Genomic DNA, 21047 nt, shown 5'->3' with positions numbered 1-21047 from the left:
ACCGGGAACCCGACCGGCGGATTGCCGATCAGGCCGCCAGCGAATCCAGCGCGGCTTCCAACGCATCCAGGTTCGGCAGCAGCGCGCTCTGCTCACCCAGCAGCACGCGCATGTGCACGATCTGCGGCAGGGTTTCCTCGGAAGCATCGGCCAGCAGGCCATCGCGCGGCACCGAGATCAACTGCGGGAAATTCTGCGTCAGCAGCGCGTAGTACGGGCGCTGCGCGTTGCCGCTGAGGGCCTTCAGCACGACGACCTTGTTGTGGCCGCCCACGGCTTCCTCGCCCAGGCCGGAAAGGCGCGCGAACGACACCAGCGGCACCTGCCAGCCGTGCCAGCCGATTTCGCCGACCAGCCAGCGCGGGGCGTCGGAAACCGGCTGCACCGGCACCCGCGACATCATTTCGGCCACGGTGGCATTGGGCAGCAGCACGCGCTCGTTGCCGGCCTGGATCAGGACGCCGCGGATTTCGTCATTGCTGGCATAGCTCATGGTGCCTCTCCGTTATCGTCTTCCACGCCCCAGCGCGAGGCGATGGCCTGCGCCAGTTCCTGTGGCTCACCCGCCACCATGCCAGCGGCGACCACCGCCGTGGCTGCGGCAGGGTCATAGCAGCCCTCGCCGACCTGCCCGGCCACCCAGGCACCGGCGGCGGCCAGATCCAGCGCCGGACCCACATGCGCAAGGTCGGCGCCGCTGAGCAGGACCAGCGCAGTGTGGTCGGCCGGCAGCCCGGCAATCGAAATGCCTTGCGCGTCGCTGACGAAATACAGGCCGTCGCTGGCGGCCTGCACGCCGATGTCATCGGCCAGCACGTGCACTTCACCGGGTGTTGCACGCTGGCCGGCTTCGGCCAGCTGCACCGGCAGCGGCGACACCCGTGCCATCTGCTTGACCAGGTTGCCGTAGCGGCCACCGTCCAGGCGCATGTGCACCAGCACCGGCACGCTCAGCGACGATGGCAGCGCACCGAGCAGGCGGCGCAGCGCATCCGGGCCGCCAATGCCGGCCAGCACCAGCAGCGAGCCGGCACGTGCGCCCGCAGGCGCCGCAGTGTCCAGGTCCACCAGGCTGAGGTGATCGGTATCGAAGGACGGCAGCGGGGCTTCCATCGCGGCGCTGTACCCGGTGGCTGCGGGTGCGTCTGCTACGTCCTCGACCAGTGACCACGCGGTGTGGTCGAAGGACACCGGCGGCGTTGCCGGTGTGGCAACCGGCTGCATCGGCGCTGCCTCCAGCGGCTCCGCCACCACCGGCTGCAGCGCGGCCAGTGCCTGCTCCAGCGCGATCGGTTCGTGCAGGTGCGCCGGTGGCGCATACAGGCTGTCCGCCGGCACCTCGTCGGCCCAGCTCAATGCCTGGTCCAGATGCGGCTGGAGCGCTTCTTCCCGTGGTGCCGGCGGCGGTGCCGGGTGGCCCGGTTCCAGCTGCAGGGCGGGTTCGTCTTCCGCACCCGGCGGCAGCACCTGCTGGTGGCCGTGCAGCTTGGCGGCCAGGTGGCGGCCCCAGCGCTGTGCCTCCCAACCATCACGGCGCGCCGCCAGCTCGGCTTCGTCGAAGACCAGGGTCAGGCCTGGTGCGGACAGCACCGCTTCAAGCCGCTCCAGAGCATCCTCGATGGCCGCTTCCAGCGCGATCACCACGAACTGTGGACGCGCGTCCTGCAGCAGCTGCGGCTCCAGGCCATTGGGGTCGTCTTCCAGCACCAGCTGCACATCGGCATGCGACAACGCCTCGCGCAGGCGCTCGCGCGCCGCGCCAGGACGGGCCAGCAGGGCGACGGCCGGGGCCGCCTGGGCTTCACTCACGGACACGGGCGATCCCCAGCAGGTCGTACACGTTACGCATCAGGTCCAGCTCCTGGTACGGCTTGCCCAGGTAGCGCTGCACACCGATCTCGAAGGCGCGCTGGCGGTGCTTGTCGCCGCTGCGCGAGGTGATCATCACGATCGGCACGTCCTTGTAGCGCGGGTCGGCACGCATCGCGGTGGCCAGCTCGTAACCATCCATGCGCGGCATCTCGATGTCCAGCAGCATCAGGTCGGGCACGCGTTCTTCCAGGCGCTCCAGTGCTTCCACGCCGTCGCGGGCGACGCTGACCTCGAAGTTGTGGCGTTCGAGGATGCGCCCGGTCACCTTGCGCATGGTCAGCGAATCGTCCACCACCATCACCAGCGGCACCTGGCGCTCCTGGCGTGGCGCGTTGGCCAGCACCGGCAGCGTCGGGTTGGCGAGGAAGCGGCGCACCAGCGGCGCGACGTCCAGGATCACCACCACGCGGCCATCGCCGGTGATGGTTGCACCGTAGATGCCCGGCACCGACGCGATCTGCAGGCCGACCGGCTTGACCACGATTTCGCGGTTGCCCAGCACCTGGTCGATCGCCACGGCGGCACGCAGGTCACCAGCACGGACCAGCAGCAGCGGTACCTGGTCCTGGCCATCGGCACGCGCCGGGGCCTGCCCGACCAGGCTGCCGAGGTCGTACAGCGGATAGTCCTCGCCGCTGTAGCGATAGCTGCTGTCGGCCGCTTCGAAACGCTCGCGCGACAGGCGGCCGATGCCACTGACCGATGCGACCGGCACCGCAAAGTTGGTTTCGCCGATCTGCACGAACACCGCCTGGGTGACCGCCAGCGTCTGCGGCAGGCGCAGGGTGAAGCGCACGCCCTGGCCCCGCACTGACTGGATATCGACCGAACCGCCCAGCTGGCGCACTTCGTTGCGCACCACGTCCATGCCCACGCCACGGCCGGCCAGCTGGCTGACCTGGTCGGCGGTGGTGAAACCAGAGGCGAAGATCAGGTTGTCCAGTTCCTGCTCGTTCGGCTGCGCATCGGCAGCCAGCAGGCCACGGTCGATGGCGCGGCGGCGGATCGCCTCGCGGTCCAGGCCGGCGCCGTCGTCGGCCACTTCCAGCACGATTTCCGAGCCTTCGCGGTGCAGGCGGATGGCGATCTCGCCCTCCTCCGGCTTGCCGGCGGCGCGGCGCTGTTCCGGCGCCTCCAGGCCATGCGCCACGGAGTTGCGCAGCATGTGTTCCAGCGGCGCGACCATGCGGTCGAGGACGTTGCGGTCCAGTTCGCCGTGGGTACCTTCCAGGGTCAGGTGGACCTGCTTGCCAGTATCCATGCCGGACTGGCGGACCACGCGGCGCAGGCGCGGCACCAGACCGTCGAACGGCACCATGCGCGCGCGCATCAGGCCATCCTGCAGTTCCGAGCTCACGCGCGACTGCTGCTGCAGCAGGGAGTCGTACTGGCGCGACAGATCGTCCAGGACGCCCTGCAGGCCGCCAAGGTCGGCGGCGGACTCGTTCAGCGCACGGCTGAGCTGCTGCAGGGTGGAGAAACGGTCCAGTTCCAGCGGATCGAACTTCTGGTCCGCCTGGTCCTGCTCGCGCTGGTAGCGGGCGACGATCTGCGCCTCGGTTTCCAGGTCAAGTCGGCGCAGCTGGTCGCGCAGTCGCGCATTGGTGCGCTCCAGTTCGGCCATGGCACCACGGAAGGCACCCAGCTGCTGTTCCAGACGCGAGCGATAGATCGCCACTTCACCGGCATGGTTGACCAGGCGGTCGAGCAGGTCGGCGCGCACCCGCACCTGCTCCTGCTGCGGACGCGCCAGCGGATCTTCGTCGGCCACGCCTTCGGCCGGCAGTGGTGCCGACAGCGGGGCATCGGCCGGCGTCGTCAGCGGGCCCACAGCCTGTGCCGGCACGGCCTCGGCCTCGCTGGCCGCACGCGCGGCCGCAGCGGCCGCCGCGATATCGGTGGTGGTGCGGACCTCGAAGGCCTCCACCAGATCCTGTGCAGGCGCCACCACGCGGTGGGCACCGGTCCGCGTCAGCAGCTGGTGCAGGCGGTCGAAGCCGCGCTCCAGCAGCTGCACGTCGCGGCGTTCGATCTCGGTGCGGCCGGCCGCCACGGCTTCCAGCAGGGATTCGATGCTGTGGCCAAGGTCGCCGATGGCATTGATGCCGGCCATGCGTGCGCCACCCTTCAGGGTGTGCAGGTCACGCTGCAGGCCGGCCAGCACCTCGCGATCCTGCGGCGCATTGCGAAGCTCGCTGATCAGGCCATCGCAGTGGTCGAGCAGGTCCTTGCCTTCCTCGACGAAGATGTCGACCAGTTCGCGGTCGTACACGCTGAAGTCGAGCGCATCGGCGCCATCCGCGGTGTCTTCCAGGGTGGAGGCTTCATCGTGGAGCGGCGCCCGCTCTCCGGCGTCGGCCTCGGCAGGTTCGGCATCGGTGTTGGCCGTGCCCTGCCCCGGCGCTTCTTCCAGTTCGAAGAACCGCACCGGCTCGGCGGTGGCCTGCAGTGCTTCGGCAGCGCTCACCTCGTTCACCGTCGCCGGGGACGGCTGATCGGCGCTCTCTCCTTCGCCGACCGCCGCCTCCCCGCCGACGTCCGCATCCTCGGCAAAGGCTTCCGCCTCGCCCGGCGCGAGTTCGCTGGCCTGGAGGCCGAGCACGGGCCATTGCCCGTCGTCGTCCAGGGTCTGCTCTTCTTCGATCACGTGCAGGCCGGCCTCGAGCGCGGCTGCCAGCGTGACCGGTTCTGCAAAACCCGGCGCAGCCATTTCATCCTGCAGGCTCGACAGCCCGCTGTCGAGTGGCAGTGCAGCAGCGGCGTCAATGACGCTGTCATCGCCACTGCCCGAATCAAAGGACAACGGCGTATTCAGGTCGATCGCGTCAACTTCCGCAGATACCGGCCGCTCTTCCGCGTCGCGGTCATCCACCGGCAGCGCACTGGCGTCGAGGTAGGGCGACAGATCGTCGGCCATGGTCAGATCAGCGTCGTCGACCGTCGCGATCGTGGGCACGGCATCTGCTTCGGCCACTTCGACAACAGGCGCACTCTCGACCGGCTGGATCGATTCAATCGCGCCGGGGTCCGCCACGGCAGGTTCACCTTCGCCCGGCACCGACGGCCAGCCGGCGTCGAAGTAACGCGAAAGATCGTCGCTGGCGGTCAGCTCGCCCACGTCCAGGCCGCTGTCGGCTGCGACGTTCAGCGTCTGCGGGTCGGTTGCAGCTGGAACCGGTTCCAGCGCATCTTCGGCAAGCGGCTGCGGCTCGGCAATGAGATCGGGCGCCACATCGAAAGCGGACGCCATGCTGGTTTCGTCCAGCGTGTCCAGCCCGGCCAGCGGCGCTTCGGCTTCGGATGCCCGCCCGACATCGGGCGCCAGCGCGATGCCCTCTTCATCTTCGTCCTCCAGCCCGACCATCGGCCAGCGCGCTTCCGGCAGTTCACCGGCCAGCGCCTGCAGGCGCTGTACCAGCGCTTCCTGTGGCGTGATGCGCGGCTGCTCGGCCTGCAGCGCTTCCATGGTCGCGGTGATCGCCTGCGCGGTCGCATCCAGCGCAGCCACGCCCTCGTCGCCCGGCACCACGTCTGCAGCCAGCGCGCGCTTGATGTAGGACTCGGCACCGCCGGTAACGGCAGTGATTTCCGGCACTTCGGTCATCGCGAAGGCGCCGTTCATGGTGTGCACCGCGCGCAACAGCGCGTCGCTGACCGGCTGCGGCGCCTGCTGTGCCAAGCGCAGCCAGTCCTGCAGGGTCGCCTGGTGGACTTCCACTTCGGCTTCCAGGATCTCGCGCAGCACGCTGTCGATGTTGGCCGGCGTGCCCAATGCTTCGGGCGCCGGGTCCGCATCGGCTTCAGCCTGCACCGACGCCATTGCTTCGGCTTCGAGAATGCGGCTGATCTCGTCCTCGCCATCGGCTTCGACCACCGGTGCGGCGGGAGCGGCCGCAACCGGCAGCGGTACGTAATAGGTTTCCTCACCCGCGCCGACGCGATCGGCAATGGCCTGCATCGCCTGCAGGTCCACGCTGATCCGCTGGCCATGACGCAACGCGGCGTTCAGCTGCGGCAGCGCGGCATGCGCGTTGTCGACCATGGCCAGCACGGCTGGCGTCGCCGGGCGGCTGCCGTCGAGCACGCGGTTGAGCATGCCCTCGATCTTCCACGCGAATTCGCCCAGGGTGCGTGCACCGACCAGTCGGCCACTGCCCTTGAGCGTATGGAAGATGCGGCGGATGGGACGCAGACGGTCCATGTTGTCCGGCTGCATGCGCCATGCCGGCAGCAACGTTCCGAGGTTGGCCAGTTCGTCGTCGAACTCTTCCAGGAACACCTCGCGGATGTCCTCGTCGATGTTCTCGGCATCGTCGTCGAAGCCGGCCTCGAAGCCGGCGTCTGCATCTTCCGCGCTGCCCACGGCGACTAGCGCTTCCGCATCGGCCGGCGTCGGGGTCGCCTGCGGATTGAAGTCCGCGGCGGCAGCGCTCAGCTCGGCAAAGAACTGCGCGTCGGCTTCGCTGAAATCAATCGGTGCGATGGTGTCGATGTCGATCATCGACACCGCCGCTGCCGGCACATCGGCAAGCGGTGCGGGCGCTTCCACCGGCACATCCACAGGGGTGATGTCCGGCTCTGCGGCAGCCGGGCTCTCTTCCACCACCGCAGGGGCAGTGGCATCGACGCTCTCCAGCGACGGATGCAGCCCGGCAGCGTCCTCCAGCGACAATGCCTCCATCGCATGCAGCGACAACACGTCGTCGGCATTGTCCAGCGCATCGGCATCGAAACGGAACACGACGTCGTCACTTGCAGAAACCGCGTCATGTTCGGCGGCCACCGGGTCGAACCCCGGTGCGTCATGCGCGCCGGTCTCGATGGACAGCGAGGCGTCGGCGGCGTCCTCTACGTCCAGGCCGGTTGTCGCATTGGACTGCACTGGCAGAGCCGCCTCTGACAGTGTCCACTGGGTGGCGGCCCCCTGCCCTGCATCGAGCTGTTCGAAACTGACCGGATCGAAGCTGGCAAACGTCGGACTGCGCTCATCGTCCGCTGGAGCGAGCGGATCGGTCTCAGGATGGAACGGTGCCAGATCCCATTGCGGGACCTCGGGTGCAGGTGCACTGGAGGCGGCAAAGACCAGCGGTGCATCCGACTCGTCACGCAGCGACAGCGGCGCGGAGGCGACGGATTCCAGCCCACCGAACATCAAGCTGTTGTCCGCCGCTGCAGGCGAAGGCCTGGGCGGTGGCGGATCGAAGGTGAAGTCCGGCAGCGGTACCGGCACCTCACCGGGTGCCGGCGCGGCCGACTGTACCGGGATCTCGATGTGCTCTGGCTGCAGTGCCTCGCCCTGCAGCACGACCGGCTCACGCTCGATCGACTGCGGCACGGACGCTGCCGGCTCAGCCGCATCGTGGTCCGGCAACGGCCAGTAGCGCAGCGCCTCAAGGCTGCTGCGGGTGATGTCGAGGATGTCCTCGCGACCCGGACGACGGTCGCGCAGGGCTTCCAGGTAGTACTCCAGGCTGGCCATGGCGTCGGCCAGCGTGTCCAGCTGGCGGCCACTCGGCACGCGCTGGCGACCGATCAGCTCGGCTTCGATGTACTGCTGCACACCGCGCAGGTAATCGGCGGCGGTACCCAGGTCGAGCATGCGCAGCGCACCGGACACATCGCCCAGCAGGCGCGGCACGTCGTGCAGCTCGGCATGGTTCCAGCTGGTTTCAATGAACGCGACGAAGTGCTCGCGCGCGGCGGCGAAGTTGGCGATGGCCTCGTGCGCCAGCACCTCTACCGTGCGCCGGTTCTCCACTGCGCTCGGATCGTCCTGGCCACTGCCGCCGGCGCCCAGGTGGGCGACCTGGTCATCCAGCGACGCATCCACGTAGAGCAGCGCCCCGGCGATATCCAGCAGCAGGTTTTCGTCGATCTGCTGGCGGCCCTCGACCACGCCACGCAGGGCATCACGTTGCTGCACGACCACGCCGCGGGCCACGCCCAGGCCCATCATGCCCAGCGTATCGGCGACCGCACCGAGCTCGTTGGCCTGGGTCTGCAGCTGCTCCGGCGCACCGCCGGTACGCAGGTGCAGGTCCAGCGCATCCTTGATGCGCAGCAATTCTTCCTTCACTGCACTGCCCACGGTATCGAGCAGCTCGCGGTTGCGCCCGCTCAGGCTGCCACGGGCATGGTCCAGCTCGGCCTCGGTGGCGGTGATGCTGTCCGGTGCGAATGCCAGCAGCACGCTGTCATGCACGCCCTCTTCGCCACGTGCGGCACGGATCTCGTTCAGCAGCGGCATCAGCACGATCGGGATGTCACGGTGACCGTTCTGCAGGCGCTCCAGGTAATCGGGCAGCAGCACGCTGCCACGCATCAAGGTCGCGCAGGCTTCATCCCGATCGGCCACGCCACCGGCGCCGATGGCATTGGCCAGCTGTTCCAGCTCCTCGGCCACCATGGCCGGGGCGTACAGCTCGACCATGCGCAGGGTGCCCTGTACCTGGTGCAGGTAGCCGGCGCAGATGCGCATGCGGCTGGCGTCGGTCGGGTCTTCCGCGTAGTACTCGACTTCGTTGCGCACCTGGCGCAGGGTCTCGTCCAGCTCGGGCTTGACCCAGCCCAGCGCTGCGTGGCTCATCGCATCGCGCAGACTGCTCATGGACGCGCTCCGTTCGCCGCCGCGCGGAAGCCGCGCGAGTTCTGGCGTGGGGAATGGAAATGCTTCATCGACTGGTTCCTTGCTCGCCGCCCTGCCCGCGTCACGCCGGCAGCTTGAAGTCGGCGACCGAACGACGCAGGTCGGCCGCCAGCTGCGCGAGGTGGCCGATCGATTCGGCGGTCTGCCCGGCACCCTGCGAGGTCTGGCCGGTGATCTGCCGGATCACGCCCATGGTGCGGGTGATGTCCGAGGCCGCAGCCGACTGCTGCTGGGCGGCGATGGAGATGTTCTTGATGAGGGTGTTCAGTGCATTGGACACGCGCTCGATCTCAGTCAGCGCGGTGCCGGCATCCTCGGCCAGGCGTGCACCGGACACCACTTCGGCGGTGGTCTGTTCCATCGAGGTGACCGCTTCGTTGGTATCGGCCTGAATGGCCTGCACCAGGTTCTCGATGCGTCGGGTCGCGCCGGAGGTACGTTCTGCCAGGCGCTGCACTTCGTCGGCCACGACCGCGAAACCGCGGCCCGCTTCACCTGCCGAGGCCGCCTGGACCGCTGCGTTCAACGCCAGGATGTTGGTCTGTTCGGAAATGTCGTTGATCAGTTCCACGATCGAGCCGATTTCCTGCGACGACTCACCCAGGCGCTTGATGCGCTTGGAGGTTTCCTGGATCTGGTCACGGATCTGGTCCATGCCCTGGATGGTCTCGCGCACCACGCCGGCACCTTCGGCGGCGATCACCACCGAACGTTGTGCCACGTCGGCCGACTCGGCCGAGTTGCGCGACACCTGTTCGATGCTCGCCGCGATTTCGCCGATGCGGTCCGACGCCGAGGTGATCTGGTTGGCCTGGTGGCCCGCCGCCTCTGCCAGCTGCATGGCGGTGGCCTGGGTTTCCTGGGTGGACAGCGCGACCTTGGCCGAGGTGTCGTTGATGGTGGTCACCAGGTGGCGCAGCTCGTCGACGGCGTAATTGATCGCGTCGGCGATGGCGCCGGTCATGTCCTCGGTCACCGAGGCCTTCACCGTCAGGTCGCCCTCACCCAGCGAGGAGATTTCGTCCAGCAGCCGCATGATCGCCTGCTGGTTGCGGCTGTTGAATTCCACCTGGGTCTGGTAACGCAGTTCCTGCTCGCGCGAGCGGCTGCGCACGTTGGTGGAAACGAAGCCGATGATCGCGATCAGCGACAGCGCACCGGACACCACACCGATCCAGAAGTTCGGGAACAGGCGGGTGTCAGACACCGAGCCGAACGAGGAGAACGCGTCGAACAGCTTGCGGCTGTCATCCAGCATGTGGGCCGAACCCTGGCCCAGCGCGGTGGCGGCGGACTGCGCCGCGAACAGCTGGCGCGAGCTGGCCAGGATCGCGTCAGCGTCCTGCTTCATCGCTTCCCACTTCTGCTGCGACTGCTCCAGTGCGGCGACGGCGGCGGCACCGCGCACGGCGGTGATACCCAGTTCCTCGTTGCCGTTGCGCAGGCCGTCGAGCACCTGCGAGAACACGGTGATGTCGCGTGCCAGTGCATCGCCGGACGTCGCTGCGGCGCTGCCACCGGCGCGCATTTCGGTCACGCGACGGGCCATGGAGCCGGCCACCACCACCTGCTGCAGGGCGCTGTACACCTGCGACGACGGCGCGCCGGAGGCCGACATCGCACGCACCAGCTCGTTCAGCTGGGCCTGCAGGCCCGGCACCGCACCGGTGAAGTTGTTGGCGTTGCCAGCCAGCGCCAGCACCGCCGGTTCACTGGCGACCAGCTGCCCGGCCTGCTTGCCCAGCGGCGCCCAGGTCTCGCCCAGGGTGGCGATGGCACCGGACACGCCCGGCTCCTTGCCGTAGCGCCCCTGCAGTGTCGACACGTTCTGTTCGATCGCGTTGCGGGTCGCCTTGAAAGCGGTGAACGCCTGCGCGTTGCCGCCCACCGCGTCACGGCCCTGGTTGGCCAGCTGCTGTGACAGCACCTGCAGGTCGGCCGCCTTGGAACCGGCATCGGCCAGGCGACTGCCCTGCCAGGTGGCGACGCCGGTGTTGACGCCGAACAGGATCATCGATGCCAGCAGCAGGAACAGCCAGAGGTTGCTGCCGCCCAGCCGCAGCTTGCCGGTCTTGGTGGCGTCCGAAGCAGTACTCATCGTTCAACCTCGATCTTCAATGCAGGGGGCGATGCCCGGCCTCAGGCCGCGGCTTGCCGGAATTCAGGGGTACGCGACAGCAGCGAGAGGGAGAACACGCCCCAGTCGTGGCCGTCGGCGTGGAAGGCGCGATCGACGAAGTGGCCGTAGCGCCCTTCGGCCAGCGTGCCGGCCGCGATCTGCTGGTCCAGTTCAAAGCTGCGCTGGCCGAACAGTTCATCGATGGTCAGGGCGACGTCGCCGCCGGCCTGGCGCATGATCAGCACGCGCTGGCCTTCCTGCTGCACGGTACGCGTGCCTTCCAGGAAGTACTTCAGGTCGACCACCGGGAACAGGTTACCGCGCAGATTGCCCACGCCCAGCAGCCACGGCTGCGCGCACGGCACCGGGGTCACCGGCGGCATCGGCACGATTTCAACCACTTCGCGGAAATCGGACACCAGCCGGCGCTGGCCGACGCGGTAACCCACGCCACGCCAGAGGTCCTGGGCGAACTGCCGCTCGGGCAGCTGCACCGCGTGGGCCAGGCTGCGCCGTTCGTAGGCTTCGAGAATGTCGAAGGGCGAGCGCATCAGGCCACCAGTTCGTTGATCCGCGCGATCAGTTCATCCTCGCGCGGCGGCTTGACGATGTAATCGGCCGCGCCCTGGCGCAGGCCCCATGCCTTGTCGGTTTCCATCGCCTTGGTGCTGACGATGATCACCGGGATGTGCTTGATCGCCGCATCACGGGCCATCGCGCGGGTGGCCTGGAAGCCGCTCATGCCGGGCAGTACCACGTCCATCAGCACCAGCTGCGGCACCTGGTCGCGGACCAGCTGCAGTCCATCCTCGGCATTGTCCGCCTCCAGCACCTCGTGGCCGGCACGGCGCAGCCACTGGGTGAACACCGCGCGGTCGGTCGGTGAATCCTCGATCAGAACGATACGAGCCATTGTGCCTTTCCCCCCTGGTCAGGCGTTGACGTATGTGCGGATGGCACCCAGCAGTTCTTCACGCGTGAAAGGCTTCGTCAGGTACTGCTCCGAGCCGACGATGCGTCCCCGCGCCTTGTCGAACAGGCCATCCTTGGACGAGAGCATGATGACCGGGGTCGCCTTGAACAGCTGGTTGCCCTTGATCAGCGCACAGGTCTGGTACCCGTCCAGGCGCGGCATCATGATGTCGACGAAGATGATCTGCGGCTGCTGGTCTGCGATCTTCGCAAGCGCTTCGAAGCCGTCGGTGGCGGTGACCACCTCGCAGCCTTCGCGCTTGAGCAGCGTTTCCGCAGTCCTGCGGATGGTCTTCGAATCATCGATGACCATCACCCGGAGTCCTGCGAGTTCCCCGCCCGCAGTCGTGTTTTCAGTCATTGCCTATCCCCAAGCGCACGGCCCGATCTCTGGCGGGGGCCGCTACGAAAGCGTATCTATATCGCACTTTCCGCGCCCGCTTCAAGGCCGCCCCATGGCGCGGGGCATGGCACCCTCCTGAACGTGACGGGTTTCGCAATGCGTGCGCGACCGCCGGGCGGACGCTGCGTTGCAGGACGGCGGGGAGGCGCGCGAGCGGCGTTGCCGCTACCATCAACGCCTTGCCTGACAGGTGCGCCCATGCCGTTGAACGTCATCGTGGTGATGGATCCCATCGCCCACATCAAGATCGCCAAGGACACCACCTTCGCCATGCTGCTGGAAGCCCAGCGCCGCGGCCATGCCCTGCACTACGTGCGCCCGGGCGGCCTGGCCCTGGAGGGTGGCGTAGCGGTGGCCCAGACCGCGCCGCTGCAGGTGCGCGACGACCCGGCCGGCTGGTATGAGCTGGGCGCGTTCAGCCGCACCGAGTTCGGCCCCGGCCAGATCGTGCTGATGCGCAAGGACCCGCCGGTCGACGCCGAATACATCTACGACACCCAGGTGCTGGACGTGGCCGCAGCGGCTGGCGCCTGCGTGGTCAACAACCCGCAGGGCCTGCGCGACTACAACGAGAAGCTGGCCGCGCTGCTGTTCCCGCAGTGCTGTCCGCCGACCCTGGTCAGCCGCGACGCGAAGGTCTTGAAGGCCTTTGCGCTGGAGCACGGCCAGGCCGTGCTGAAGCCGCTGGACGGCATGGGCGGCCGCTCGATCTTCCGCAGCGGCCAGGGCGATCCGAATCTGAACGTGATCCTGGAAACCCTGACCGACGGCGGCCGCAAGCTGGCGCTGGCCCAGAAGTTCATTCCCGACATCACCGCCGGCGACAAGCGCATCCTGCTGGTCGATGGCGAACCGGTCGACTACTGCCTGGCGCGCATCCCGCAGGGTGATGAATTCCGTGGCAACCTGGCCGCCGGCGGCCGCGGCGAAGGCCGCCCGCTGAGCGAGCGCGACCGCTGGATCGCCGCCCAGGTCGGCCCGGAGATGAAGCGCCGCGGCATGCGCTTCGTCGGCCTGGACGTGATCGGCGATTACCTGACCGAGGTCAACGTGACCAGCCCGACCTGCGTGCGCGAACTGGACGCGCAGTACGGCCTGAACATCGCCGGCACCCTGTTCGACGCACTCGAGGCCGGCCTGCGCTGATGTCTGCCGCACCTGCCGTCCTGCCCCCGCCGCCGCGCGAAGCGCAACGGCTGGGGGCGACCATCGCGCTGTCGGTGCTGGTCCACGCCCTGCTGATCCTGGGCGTGGGCTTCGCCGTGAAGGGCGATGCGCCGCTGGTGCCGACACTGGAAGTCATCTTCAGCCAGACCCGCACCGCGCTGACCCCGAAGCAGGCCGATTTCCTGGCCGCGGCCAACCAGGAAGGCGGTGGCGAGCACGACCGCGCACAGCGTCCGCGCGACAGCCAGGCCGGCATCGTGCCGCAGGCCCAGTCCGGAATCAGCCCGGTTCCACAGCAGCAGCAATCGGCCGCTCCGGTTCCGCCGCCACAGGCACGGGTGGTCAGCAGCCGCAATGGCGAAGAGGTGGTGGCGCAGGCGCAGTCCCGCCCCACGCCGGATCAGCCCGAACCGGATGCGCCCTTGAGCGCACGCGAACAGCGCGACGTGGAGATGGCGCGGCTGGCTGCCGAAGTACATCTGCGCTCGGCGCAGTACGCCAAGCGCCCGAACCGCAAGTTCGTGTCGGCCAGCACGCGTGAGTATGCCTATGCCAATTACCTGCGCGCCTGGGTCGACCGTGCCGAGAAGGTAGGCAACCTGAATTACCCGGATGAGGCGCGGCAGCGCCGCCTCGGCGGCCAGGTGGTGATCAGCGTGGGCGTGCGCCGCGATGGCAGCGTGGAGAGCAGCCGGATCCTGCGTTCGAGCGGTACGCCGTTGCTGGATGAGGCCGCCCTGCGGGTGGTGCAGCTGGCGCAGCCGTTCCCGCCGTTGCCGAAGACCGAGGATGAGATCGACATCCTGCAGGTTACCCGTACGTGGGTGTTCCTGCCGGGCGGCACCCTGCACGACGACCGGTAGGGTTTTGTTGCCCGGGCCTGCGGCCCGGGACCCGCTGGAGGCAACAGCAACAACTGAAGCAACAGCAACAGCGGCGGTTGGGCTGTGGGTTTGGCGGGGCGGTGTGGGCTTGCAGGACACGCCGTAAACCCATCCCTGGGGGCTCGATGGCGCCTTGCTCGTGTGCGCTGTCCTGCGCACACGGCAAGACCGGGGTTGGGCGTCCTGCCCAACCCGCCCGAGGCATGCCTCGGGCCCATGGCGCCAACGGTCCTGCAAGCCCACACCGCCCCACCTCTGACAGATCGCGGCGCATCACGTCCCGCTCCGCTGTTGATAGGTGTCGACCTTGGTCGACACACATCCACGCCACGCGTGGATGTGAGCGAAGCGACCCGCTTTTGACTTTGACTTTTCTTTTCTTGATTTTCCGTGGCGGACGCACACGGAAACTGTCAGAGGCCGGGCGGGTGGGCTGCGCAGGGGCGTGAGCCGCATGGATGCGGCGACCGAGCTTACAGGGACGTACTTGCAGCGCCCCCTGCGCAGCCCACCCGCCCGGCCAAACCACGGCTTTTGATCTACGCGACCAATCCCGCCACGAGGGGCTCAGCCGTTGGCCTTCGCCTTCGCCTCGCGCGCGGCCTGCTGCTCGACCAGGGTCAGCGCCACATTGTCACGCAGGTACGCCGGCTCGACCTTCTCCGGTGCAATGGCTTCGCCGCGAGCGAACGCCGGCACCGCCAGTGCCAACACATCCGACGCCCGCGGCAGCGCCGTCGCATCAAAGCCGCGCAGGCCGGTGCCCAGCTGGGTCACCAGTGCCCCCTCGGCTGCACCGAAACCGGTGCCGACACCGTAGGCCGACATCCCTTCCGGCAGCGCGACCGCAGCGGGTGCGCACACGCGCTCGGGATCGCGTGCCACCGGCAGGCCGTCTACACGCTCGAAGCGCGCGACGTACAACTCCCCCATCCGTGCGTCGATCGCCGACAGGATCTGCGTTTCGTCCGCCGGTGCCCGCAGCGCCAGCACCTGCAGCGTCGAGACCGGCAGCAACGGCCGATCCAGTGCCAGCGCAATGCCTTGCGCGATGGCGATCGCCAGGCGAACGCCGGTGAACGCACCCGGGCCGCGGCTGAGCGCGATACCGTCCAGCTGGCGGCGGCTGATGCCGGCTTCGGCCAGCAGCGCCTCCGCCCACGGCAGGCTCAGTTCGGCATGCCGGCGCGGGGCGATCTCGAAGCGTTCCAGCACCTGCCCATCGACATGCAGGGCAACGGAACAGGCTTCGGTGGCGGTTTCAAAGGCGAGCAGTTTCATCGGATCGGGTCAGAACAGGGGGAACGTGGCACCGGGCGCCGGCTCGGGGCCGGTCGCAACGGCGGCCGGAGCAGCCGCACCATCGGCCACGGGCGCCCATTGTGGCGTAAAGAAGGCCTGCACATCGGCCAGACTGCGGGTACGGCGGAATGGCGGCAGTGAATCGAGGAAGACCCGGCCATAGCCACGGTTGAGCAGGCGCGGGTCGCACAATACCAACACACCACGGTCGCTCTCACTGCGGATCAGGCGACCGACGCCCTGTTTCAGCGCAATCACCGCCTGCGGCAGCTGCTCATCGCGGAACGGATTGCCACCCTGGCTGCGGATCGCCTCCAGCCGTGCCTCGTACACCGGATCGTCCGGTGCCGCGAACGGCAGCTTGTCGATCATCACCACGCTCAGCGCCTCGCCCACCACGTCCACGCCCTCGCGGAAACTGGCCGAGCCCAGCAGCACGCCATTGCCCGATTCGCGGAAGCGCTGCAACAGCGTCGCGCGCGGCGCCTCGCCCTGCACGAACAACGGCCATGGCCCATCACGCAGTGCCTCGGCGGCCTCGCGCAATGCACGGTGCGAGGCAAACAGCAGGAATGCCCTGCCCTGCGACGCCTGCAACACCGGCCGCAGGGTCTGGATCAACGCAGTACCGAAGCCCCGCGCAGCCGGATCAGGCAGGCCTTCGGGCAGGTAGCACAGCGCCTGCTCCGGCCAATTGAACGGGCTTGGCTGGACCAGCGTGTGTGGATCGTCCAGGCCCAGGCGGGTGGCGATGTGGTCGAAGCCACCGCCCACGGTCAGCGTCGCCGAGGTGAAGATCCATGCCGCGCGACTGCGTTCGCGATGCTCACGCAACGGGCCGGACACATCCATCGGCGTGCGCTGGCAGCGAAAACCACGTGGCGTGAGCTCGTACCAGAGCACATCAGCGGCAGTGGCGGTTTCCGCCGGGTCGGTATCGAAATCGAGGGCAGGTTCGTCATCGCCCAGCCAGCGGCTGAGCCGCGAGACCGCCTCGCGCGCCCGCGCATGGCAGGCATCCAGGCCCGCCGCGGCTTCGCGCAGCGGCTGCAGTGCCTGCTCCAGCGTCACCAACCCCGCCATCACCGTATCGAATCCATCGCGCACCTGCGGCATCGCTAACGCGCGCCATTGCGTGCCACGCGGCGGCAGTCCCTCCATCGCCGAACGCAGGGCCAGCAGCGCCTGCTGCAACTGGTCGACCGGTTCCTGCAGCGCCGACTGCGCGCCGCCGACGCCACGCGCTTCGGCCAGGCAGTCGCGGCCCAGTTCCTGCCAAGGGCGCATGCCGAATCCTTCGCCGAAGAACTGCGCGGCCAATTCGGGCAGCTGGTGTGCCTCGTCGATGACGAAGGCCTGCGCCCCCGGCAGCAGTTCACCGAAACCGTCCTGCTTCAGGGCTAGATCGGCCAGCAGCAGGTGATGGTTGACCACCACCACATCGGCGGCCTGCGCACGCTGCCGCGCGCGCACCACGAAGCAGTCATCCCAGAACGGGCAGTCGGTACCCAGGCAGTTGTCGACCGTGGAAGTGACCATCGGCAGCAGCGGCGAGTCATCGGCCAGGCCTTCCAGTTCGGCGATGTCACCGAACTCCGAACGACCGGACCAGGCCAGGATGCGCTGGAACTGCGCCGCCTGTTCGGGGCTGGAAAAACGCGGCTCGCCGCGCGCCTGCTGCAGGCGATAGCGGCACAGGTAGTTCGCGCGCCCCTTCAGCAGCGCACTGCGCAGGCCGACACCCAGCGCCTGGCGCACCCGTGGCAGATCGCGGTGGTAGAGCTGGTCCTGCAGCGCGCGGGTTCCGGTGGAAATGATGGTACGCAGCCCGGACAGCAGCACCGGCACCAGATAGGCAAAGGTCTTGCCAGTGCCGGTACCGGCCTCGGCCAGCAGCAGGTCACGCTGCTGCAGCGCATCGGCGATGGCTTCGGTCAGGTGCAGCTGTGCCGGACGCGGGACGAAGGCATCCAGGTGCGAGGCGAGCGCGCCGCCGTCGCTGAGGGCTTCGCGGCTGGCATGGACAAGGTCGGACATCAGAGGGAAAGGATACCCGGCCGGGCGCTGCCCGGCACCCGTTTCAAGCCAGAGCCGGAGCAACAGCAACGGCAACGGCGGTCATGGCTCTGGGTTGCACGGAGGGCTGGCGGGGGACTGTGGGTTTGCGGGGACGCCGTAGACCCGTCCTTGGGGGCTTGGCCGCGGCATCCATGCCGCGGACACCCCGCAAACCCACAGTCCCCGCCTTCGACAGTTTCCCGGTGACGGAGGGACGTGCTTCGCAAAGTCGAGCTTGCTCGACTGCCCTTTCAGAAGCGGTGGGTGGAACGGAAACAAGAAGGGGTCGGAGCCGTTTTCCTGCGAAAAACGGATCCGACCCCACAACGAGTGCGCGCAGCGCGCGACCCGCTTTTGATTTTCTTTTTCTCTTCCGTGGCTGGCAGCACACGGAAACTGTCAGAGGTCGGGCGGGGCGGGTTCGCGGGGGGTGTCCGCGGCATGGATGCCGCGGCCAAGCCCCCAAGGACGGGTTTACGGCGTCCCCCGCGAACCCACCCCGCCCGGCCAAGCGCGGCTTTTGCTTTACGCGGCCAAGCAGCCAGCCACGAGGGGCTGCGCCGTTGGCTGGAAACTCAGTACCGCTTGATCCCCGGCACCGTGCAGCCCTCAATCTGCGCATGCGCCGACACCGCATTCTCCTTCTCGCCCCGCGCCAGGCGCGACTGCTCGATCGTCGCCCAATGCCGGCGGCACAGCGGCCCTGTCTTCGAGCCCAGGTCGACCGCCTTGCGCGCGAACGCCTCCGCCTGCGCCCACTGCCCCTGCAGCAGCGCCAGCTCGGCGCGCTCCTGCAGCACCGCCGGGTCACCAGCGACGATCTCCAGCGCATGGTCCAGGCTGCTGGCGGCACCGGCCAGATCGTTGGCCTGGCGTTGTGCCTGCGCGGTCACCCGCAGATCTTCCACCTGCGAGTCACGCAACGGCTGCACCGACAACTCCTTGTCATCGGGGCCAGCGGCTGCGTCAACTGCGGCCAGGCGCTGCGCCGGCGTGGTGGTATCGACCGGCTTGACCACCGGCGGCGCACTGCTCACGCAGGCGGCCAGGGCCAGGCTGAGGCCGGTCAGGGCCAGGGGCTGCAAAAGGGATCGCATGTTCATCGGCATCATCGGCTCGGGGGAGGAGTGGCGGCGGCGGGCGTCGCGGCAGGTTCGGCAGGCGCTTCCGGCTTGCGGTCCAGGCCGAACCAGCTGCGCCAGCCACCACCCTCGCCTTCGGTCTCGCCCTGCCCGTCCGGCGACACCGCCGGTGCACAGGGCGCATAGGCCGGCGCATAGCCGACCACGAACGGGAAGCGGCGCGCTCCCGGGCAGCCCTCATCAGTCGTGTTGAGGCCGGTGGCGGCCACCGACTGCCAGTCCAGGCCCTTGTTGCTGACCCGCAGCGGCGCACTGGGAAGACGCTGGAAGATACCCGACCAGACCCGCATCGCGCCGGTGGCACCGTACAGGCCGGCCTGCTCGTTCTGGTCGTTGCCGATCCAGATCACCGCCAGGTGATCCCCGGTGTAACCGGCATACCAGCTGTCACGACCATCGTTGGTGGTACCGGTCTTGCCGGCCGGCTGCAGGCGGCTGAGGCCATCGGCGTTGAGCCGCTGCGCGGTGCCGCTGGCAACCACCTGCTGCAGGCCGACACTGATCAGGTTGGCGGCAATCGAATCGCCTTCCTGGGCCGGTGCCGGGGTCTTGTCGTAACGCTTGAGCAGCTTGCCCTGCGGATCGAGCACGCCACGCACCGCATGCAATGGCTGGATTTCGCCACCGGACGCGAGGAACTGGTACAGCTGTGCCATCGCGTATGGGCTCTGGTCGGTCGAACCGAGGATCACCGCCGGATTCGCTTCGGCCTTGATGCCGGCCAGCACGTGGATCAGCTGGGTCACACGCTCGGGGCCGACCTGCATGCCCACGCGCACCGTGGCCTGGTTGTAGGAATGCGCCAGCGCGTCGATCAGGCGCACGGTGCCGTGGCTGCGGTTGTCCGCGTTGCCCGGGCTCCAGTTGCGGCCACGGCCGAGCTGCACCGTCACCGGCGAATCGTCGACCCAGCTGGCCAGCGAGTAGCGGTCCGGCTGCGCCAGCGCCAGCAGGTACACGAACGGCTTCAACAGCGAGCCGACCGGGCGCTGTGCTTCGATCGCTCGATTGAACCCCACCTCGGACACCTCACGGCTGCCGATCACCGCCAGCACGTCACCGTTGTGCACGTCGGTCAGCACCATGCCGGCCTGCAGTTCGGGACGGCGCTTGCTTTCCAGCGACTTGATGGTGCGGGTCACCGCGCCTTCGGCATAGGCCTGCGCAGACGGCGACATGCCGGTCATCACGCTCAGGCCGGCGCCCTGCAGCGCCGATTCCGGATAGTCATGGCCGAGCTGGCGGCGAACCAGGTCCACATAGGCCGGGAAGCGGTTGGCCGCCACCAGGCCCGGCGTCTTGGGCACGCCCAGCGGCGCCTTCAACGCACGCTGGTACTCGGCATCGTCGATCAGCGTCGCCTCATGCAGCTTGCCCAGCACGAAATTACGGCGATCCAGCGCGCGTTCCGGGTTGCGCCGCGGATCGTAGTAGGACGGGCCCTTGACCAAGCCGATCAGCAGCGCGATCTGCTCGGTTTCCAGCGATTGCAGGTCACGGCCGAACCAGAACTCGGCGCCGGAAGACATGCCGTGGATGGCCTGGCTGCCGCGCTGCCCCAGGTACACCTGGTTGAGATAGGCCTCGAAGATGGTGCGCTTGTCGTAGCGCGCCTCCATGATCAGCGCGTACAGCACTTCGTTGAATTTGCGGGTGACCGTCTGCTCCTTGCCGATCCCGAGCAGGCCGCTGCGGGCCAGCTGCTGGGTCAGCGTGGACGCCCCCTGGCGACTCTGGCCACCGGAACGGACCGTCACCCACACCGCGCGCGCGATGCCGGACAGATCGATGCCGTGGTGACGGTTGAAGTCCTTGTCCTCCACCGCCTGCAAGCCGGTCACCAGCAGGTCCGGCGCCTCGTCCATGCGGATCAGGCGGCGTTCTTCCTGCTTCTGCCCGTACAGGGTGGCAATACGTGCCGGGTCCAGGCGCGCAGCCTTCAGCGCCTTGCGGTTGTCGGCATCACGCAGCGACGCGACCGCACCGTCTGCCAGCGACAGTTCCAGTCGGCGCGGTGCGACGCGGCCATCCACATCGTTGTAGCCACGGCTGGAAATGACAAAGCGCCCGCCATTCACCGCATAGGTCGCCGGCTCCTTGCCCTGCCCGTCATCGCGGTAGGCAGATGCGGCGAGTTCGGTCTTCAGGGTCGCCGCGTCCATTGCCTTGCCGGGTGTGAGCACCAGCGGCCGCGCATATACCCGGGTCGGGATCTGCCAGCGCAGTTCACCGAAGCGCTGGGTCACCTGTTGGTTCAGGTACAGCGTATAAGGGATCAGGAAGCCCAATCCCAACGCGACCGCAGCCATGCTCCAGGTGATCAGGCGACGCCGCCACAGCGGGCTGTCGTCCTGCTGGTCGTCGTCGAAATCGTCGATGTCGTCGGAATCGTAGCGTCGGGGCACGGGCATGCAGGCGGGTAGGGTCTGGCGAGTCTAACGCAGGCGCCGCGGTGGCTGGCAGGCGATGGCCCGCGGTTTCA

13 protein-coding genes are annotated in these 21047 nt (G+C 68.3%); 2 read left to right on the top strand and 11 right to left on the bottom strand.

Annotated elements, in window-relative coordinates; translation table 11 throughout:
- Positions 1-28 precede the first annotated feature (28 nt).
- From AC5P67_RS14765 to pilG, 7 genes are all read right to left on the bottom strand, one after another.
- A complete protein-coding gene (locus AC5P67_RS14765; protein ID WP_005410712.1) occupies positions 29-493 on the bottom strand; it encodes a chemotaxis protein CheW in 465 nt (154 codons plus the stop codon).
- Positions 490-1815, bottom strand: a complete 1326-nt coding sequence (locus AC5P67_RS14760) for a chemotaxis protein CheB (RefSeq protein WP_024958139.1) — start codon at positions 1813-1815, stop codon at positions 490-492. The genes AC5P67_RS14765 and AC5P67_RS14760 overlap by 4 nt, the downstream gene beginning before the upstream one ends.
- Positions 1802-8479, bottom strand: a complete 6678-nt coding sequence (locus tag AC5P67_RS14755) for an Hpt domain-containing protein (protein ID WP_495214836.1) — start codon at positions 8477-8479, stop codon at positions 1802-1804. The genes AC5P67_RS14760 and AC5P67_RS14755 overlap by 14 nt, the downstream gene beginning before the upstream one ends.
- Before the next feature lie 100 nt (positions 8480-8579).
- On the bottom strand, positions 8580-10616 hold the full coding sequence (locus AC5P67_RS14750; RefSeq protein WP_005410715.1) for a methyl-accepting chemotaxis protein: 2037 nt from the start codon (positions 10614-10616) through the stop codon (positions 8580-8582).
- A 41-nt stretch (positions 10617-10657) separates the two neighbouring features.
- A complete protein-coding gene (locus AC5P67_RS14745; protein ID WP_005410716.1) occupies positions 10658-11188 on the bottom strand; it encodes a chemotaxis protein CheW in 531 nt (176 codons plus the stop codon).
- On the bottom strand, positions 11188-11550 hold the full coding sequence (locus AC5P67_RS14740) for a response regulator (RefSeq protein WP_005410717.1): 363 nt from the start codon (positions 11548-11550) through the stop codon (positions 11188-11190). The genes AC5P67_RS14745 and AC5P67_RS14740 overlap by 1 nt, the downstream gene beginning before the upstream one ends.
- Positions 11551-11568: 18 nt before the next feature.
- Positions 11569-11970, bottom strand: a complete 402-nt coding sequence (gene pilG / locus AC5P67_RS14735; protein ID WP_005418455.1) for a twitching motility response regulator PilG — start codon at positions 11968-11970, stop codon at positions 11569-11571.
- A 240-nt stretch (positions 11971-12210) separates the two neighbouring features.
- Here pilG and gshB point away from each other — a divergent pair, with 240 nt between their 5' ends.
- Positions 12211-13158, top strand: coding sequence for a glutathione synthase (gene gshB, locus AC5P67_RS14730; RefSeq protein WP_005410718.1), 948 nt, complete (start codon positions 12211-12213; stop codon positions 13156-13158).
- Positions 13158-14042: an energy transducer TonB family protein gene (locus AC5P67_RS14725; protein ID WP_049459282.1), complete on the top strand. Its 885-nt coding sequence runs from the start codon at positions 13158-13160 to the stop codon at positions 14040-14042. The genes gshB and AC5P67_RS14725 overlap by 1 nt, the downstream gene beginning before the upstream one ends.
- 588 nt (positions 14043-14630) lie before the next feature.
- Here AC5P67_RS14725 and tsaB read toward each other — a convergent pair.
- From tsaB to mrcB, 4 genes are all read right to left on the bottom strand, one after another.
- Positions 14631-15344: a tRNA (adenosine(37)-N6)-threonylcarbamoyltransferase complex dimerization subunit type 1 TsaB gene (tsaB, locus tag AC5P67_RS14720; RefSeq protein WP_099523213.1), complete on the bottom strand. Its 714-nt coding sequence runs from the start codon at positions 15342-15344 to the stop codon at positions 14631-14633.
- A gap of 9 nt (positions 15345-15353) precedes the next feature.
- Positions 15354-17402: a DNA repair helicase YoaA gene (gene yoaA, locus AC5P67_RS14715; protein ID WP_012481048.1), complete on the bottom strand. Its 2049-nt coding sequence runs from the start codon at positions 17400-17402 to the stop codon at positions 15354-15356.
- Positions 17403-17998: 596 nt separating this feature from the next.
- Positions 17999-18535, bottom strand: a complete 537-nt coding sequence (locus tag AC5P67_RS14710) for a hypothetical protein (protein WP_005414256.1) — start codon at positions 18533-18535, stop codon at positions 17999-18001.
- Entirely contained in the window at positions 18532-20970 is a 2439-nt protein-coding gene (mrcB, locus tag AC5P67_RS14705; protein ID WP_049459537.1) for a penicillin-binding protein 1B, read from the bottom strand. Before mrcB ends, AC5P67_RS14710 begins: the two co-directional genes overlap by 4 nt.
- Between the last annotated feature and the right edge of the window lie 77 nt (positions 20971-21047).

This window comes from Stenotrophomonas sp. YJH_SMC_21 (assembly GCF_059369555.1).
Note: the sequence above shows the minus strand (reverse complement) of the source record. Positions and strands in the feature narration are given on the sequence as shown.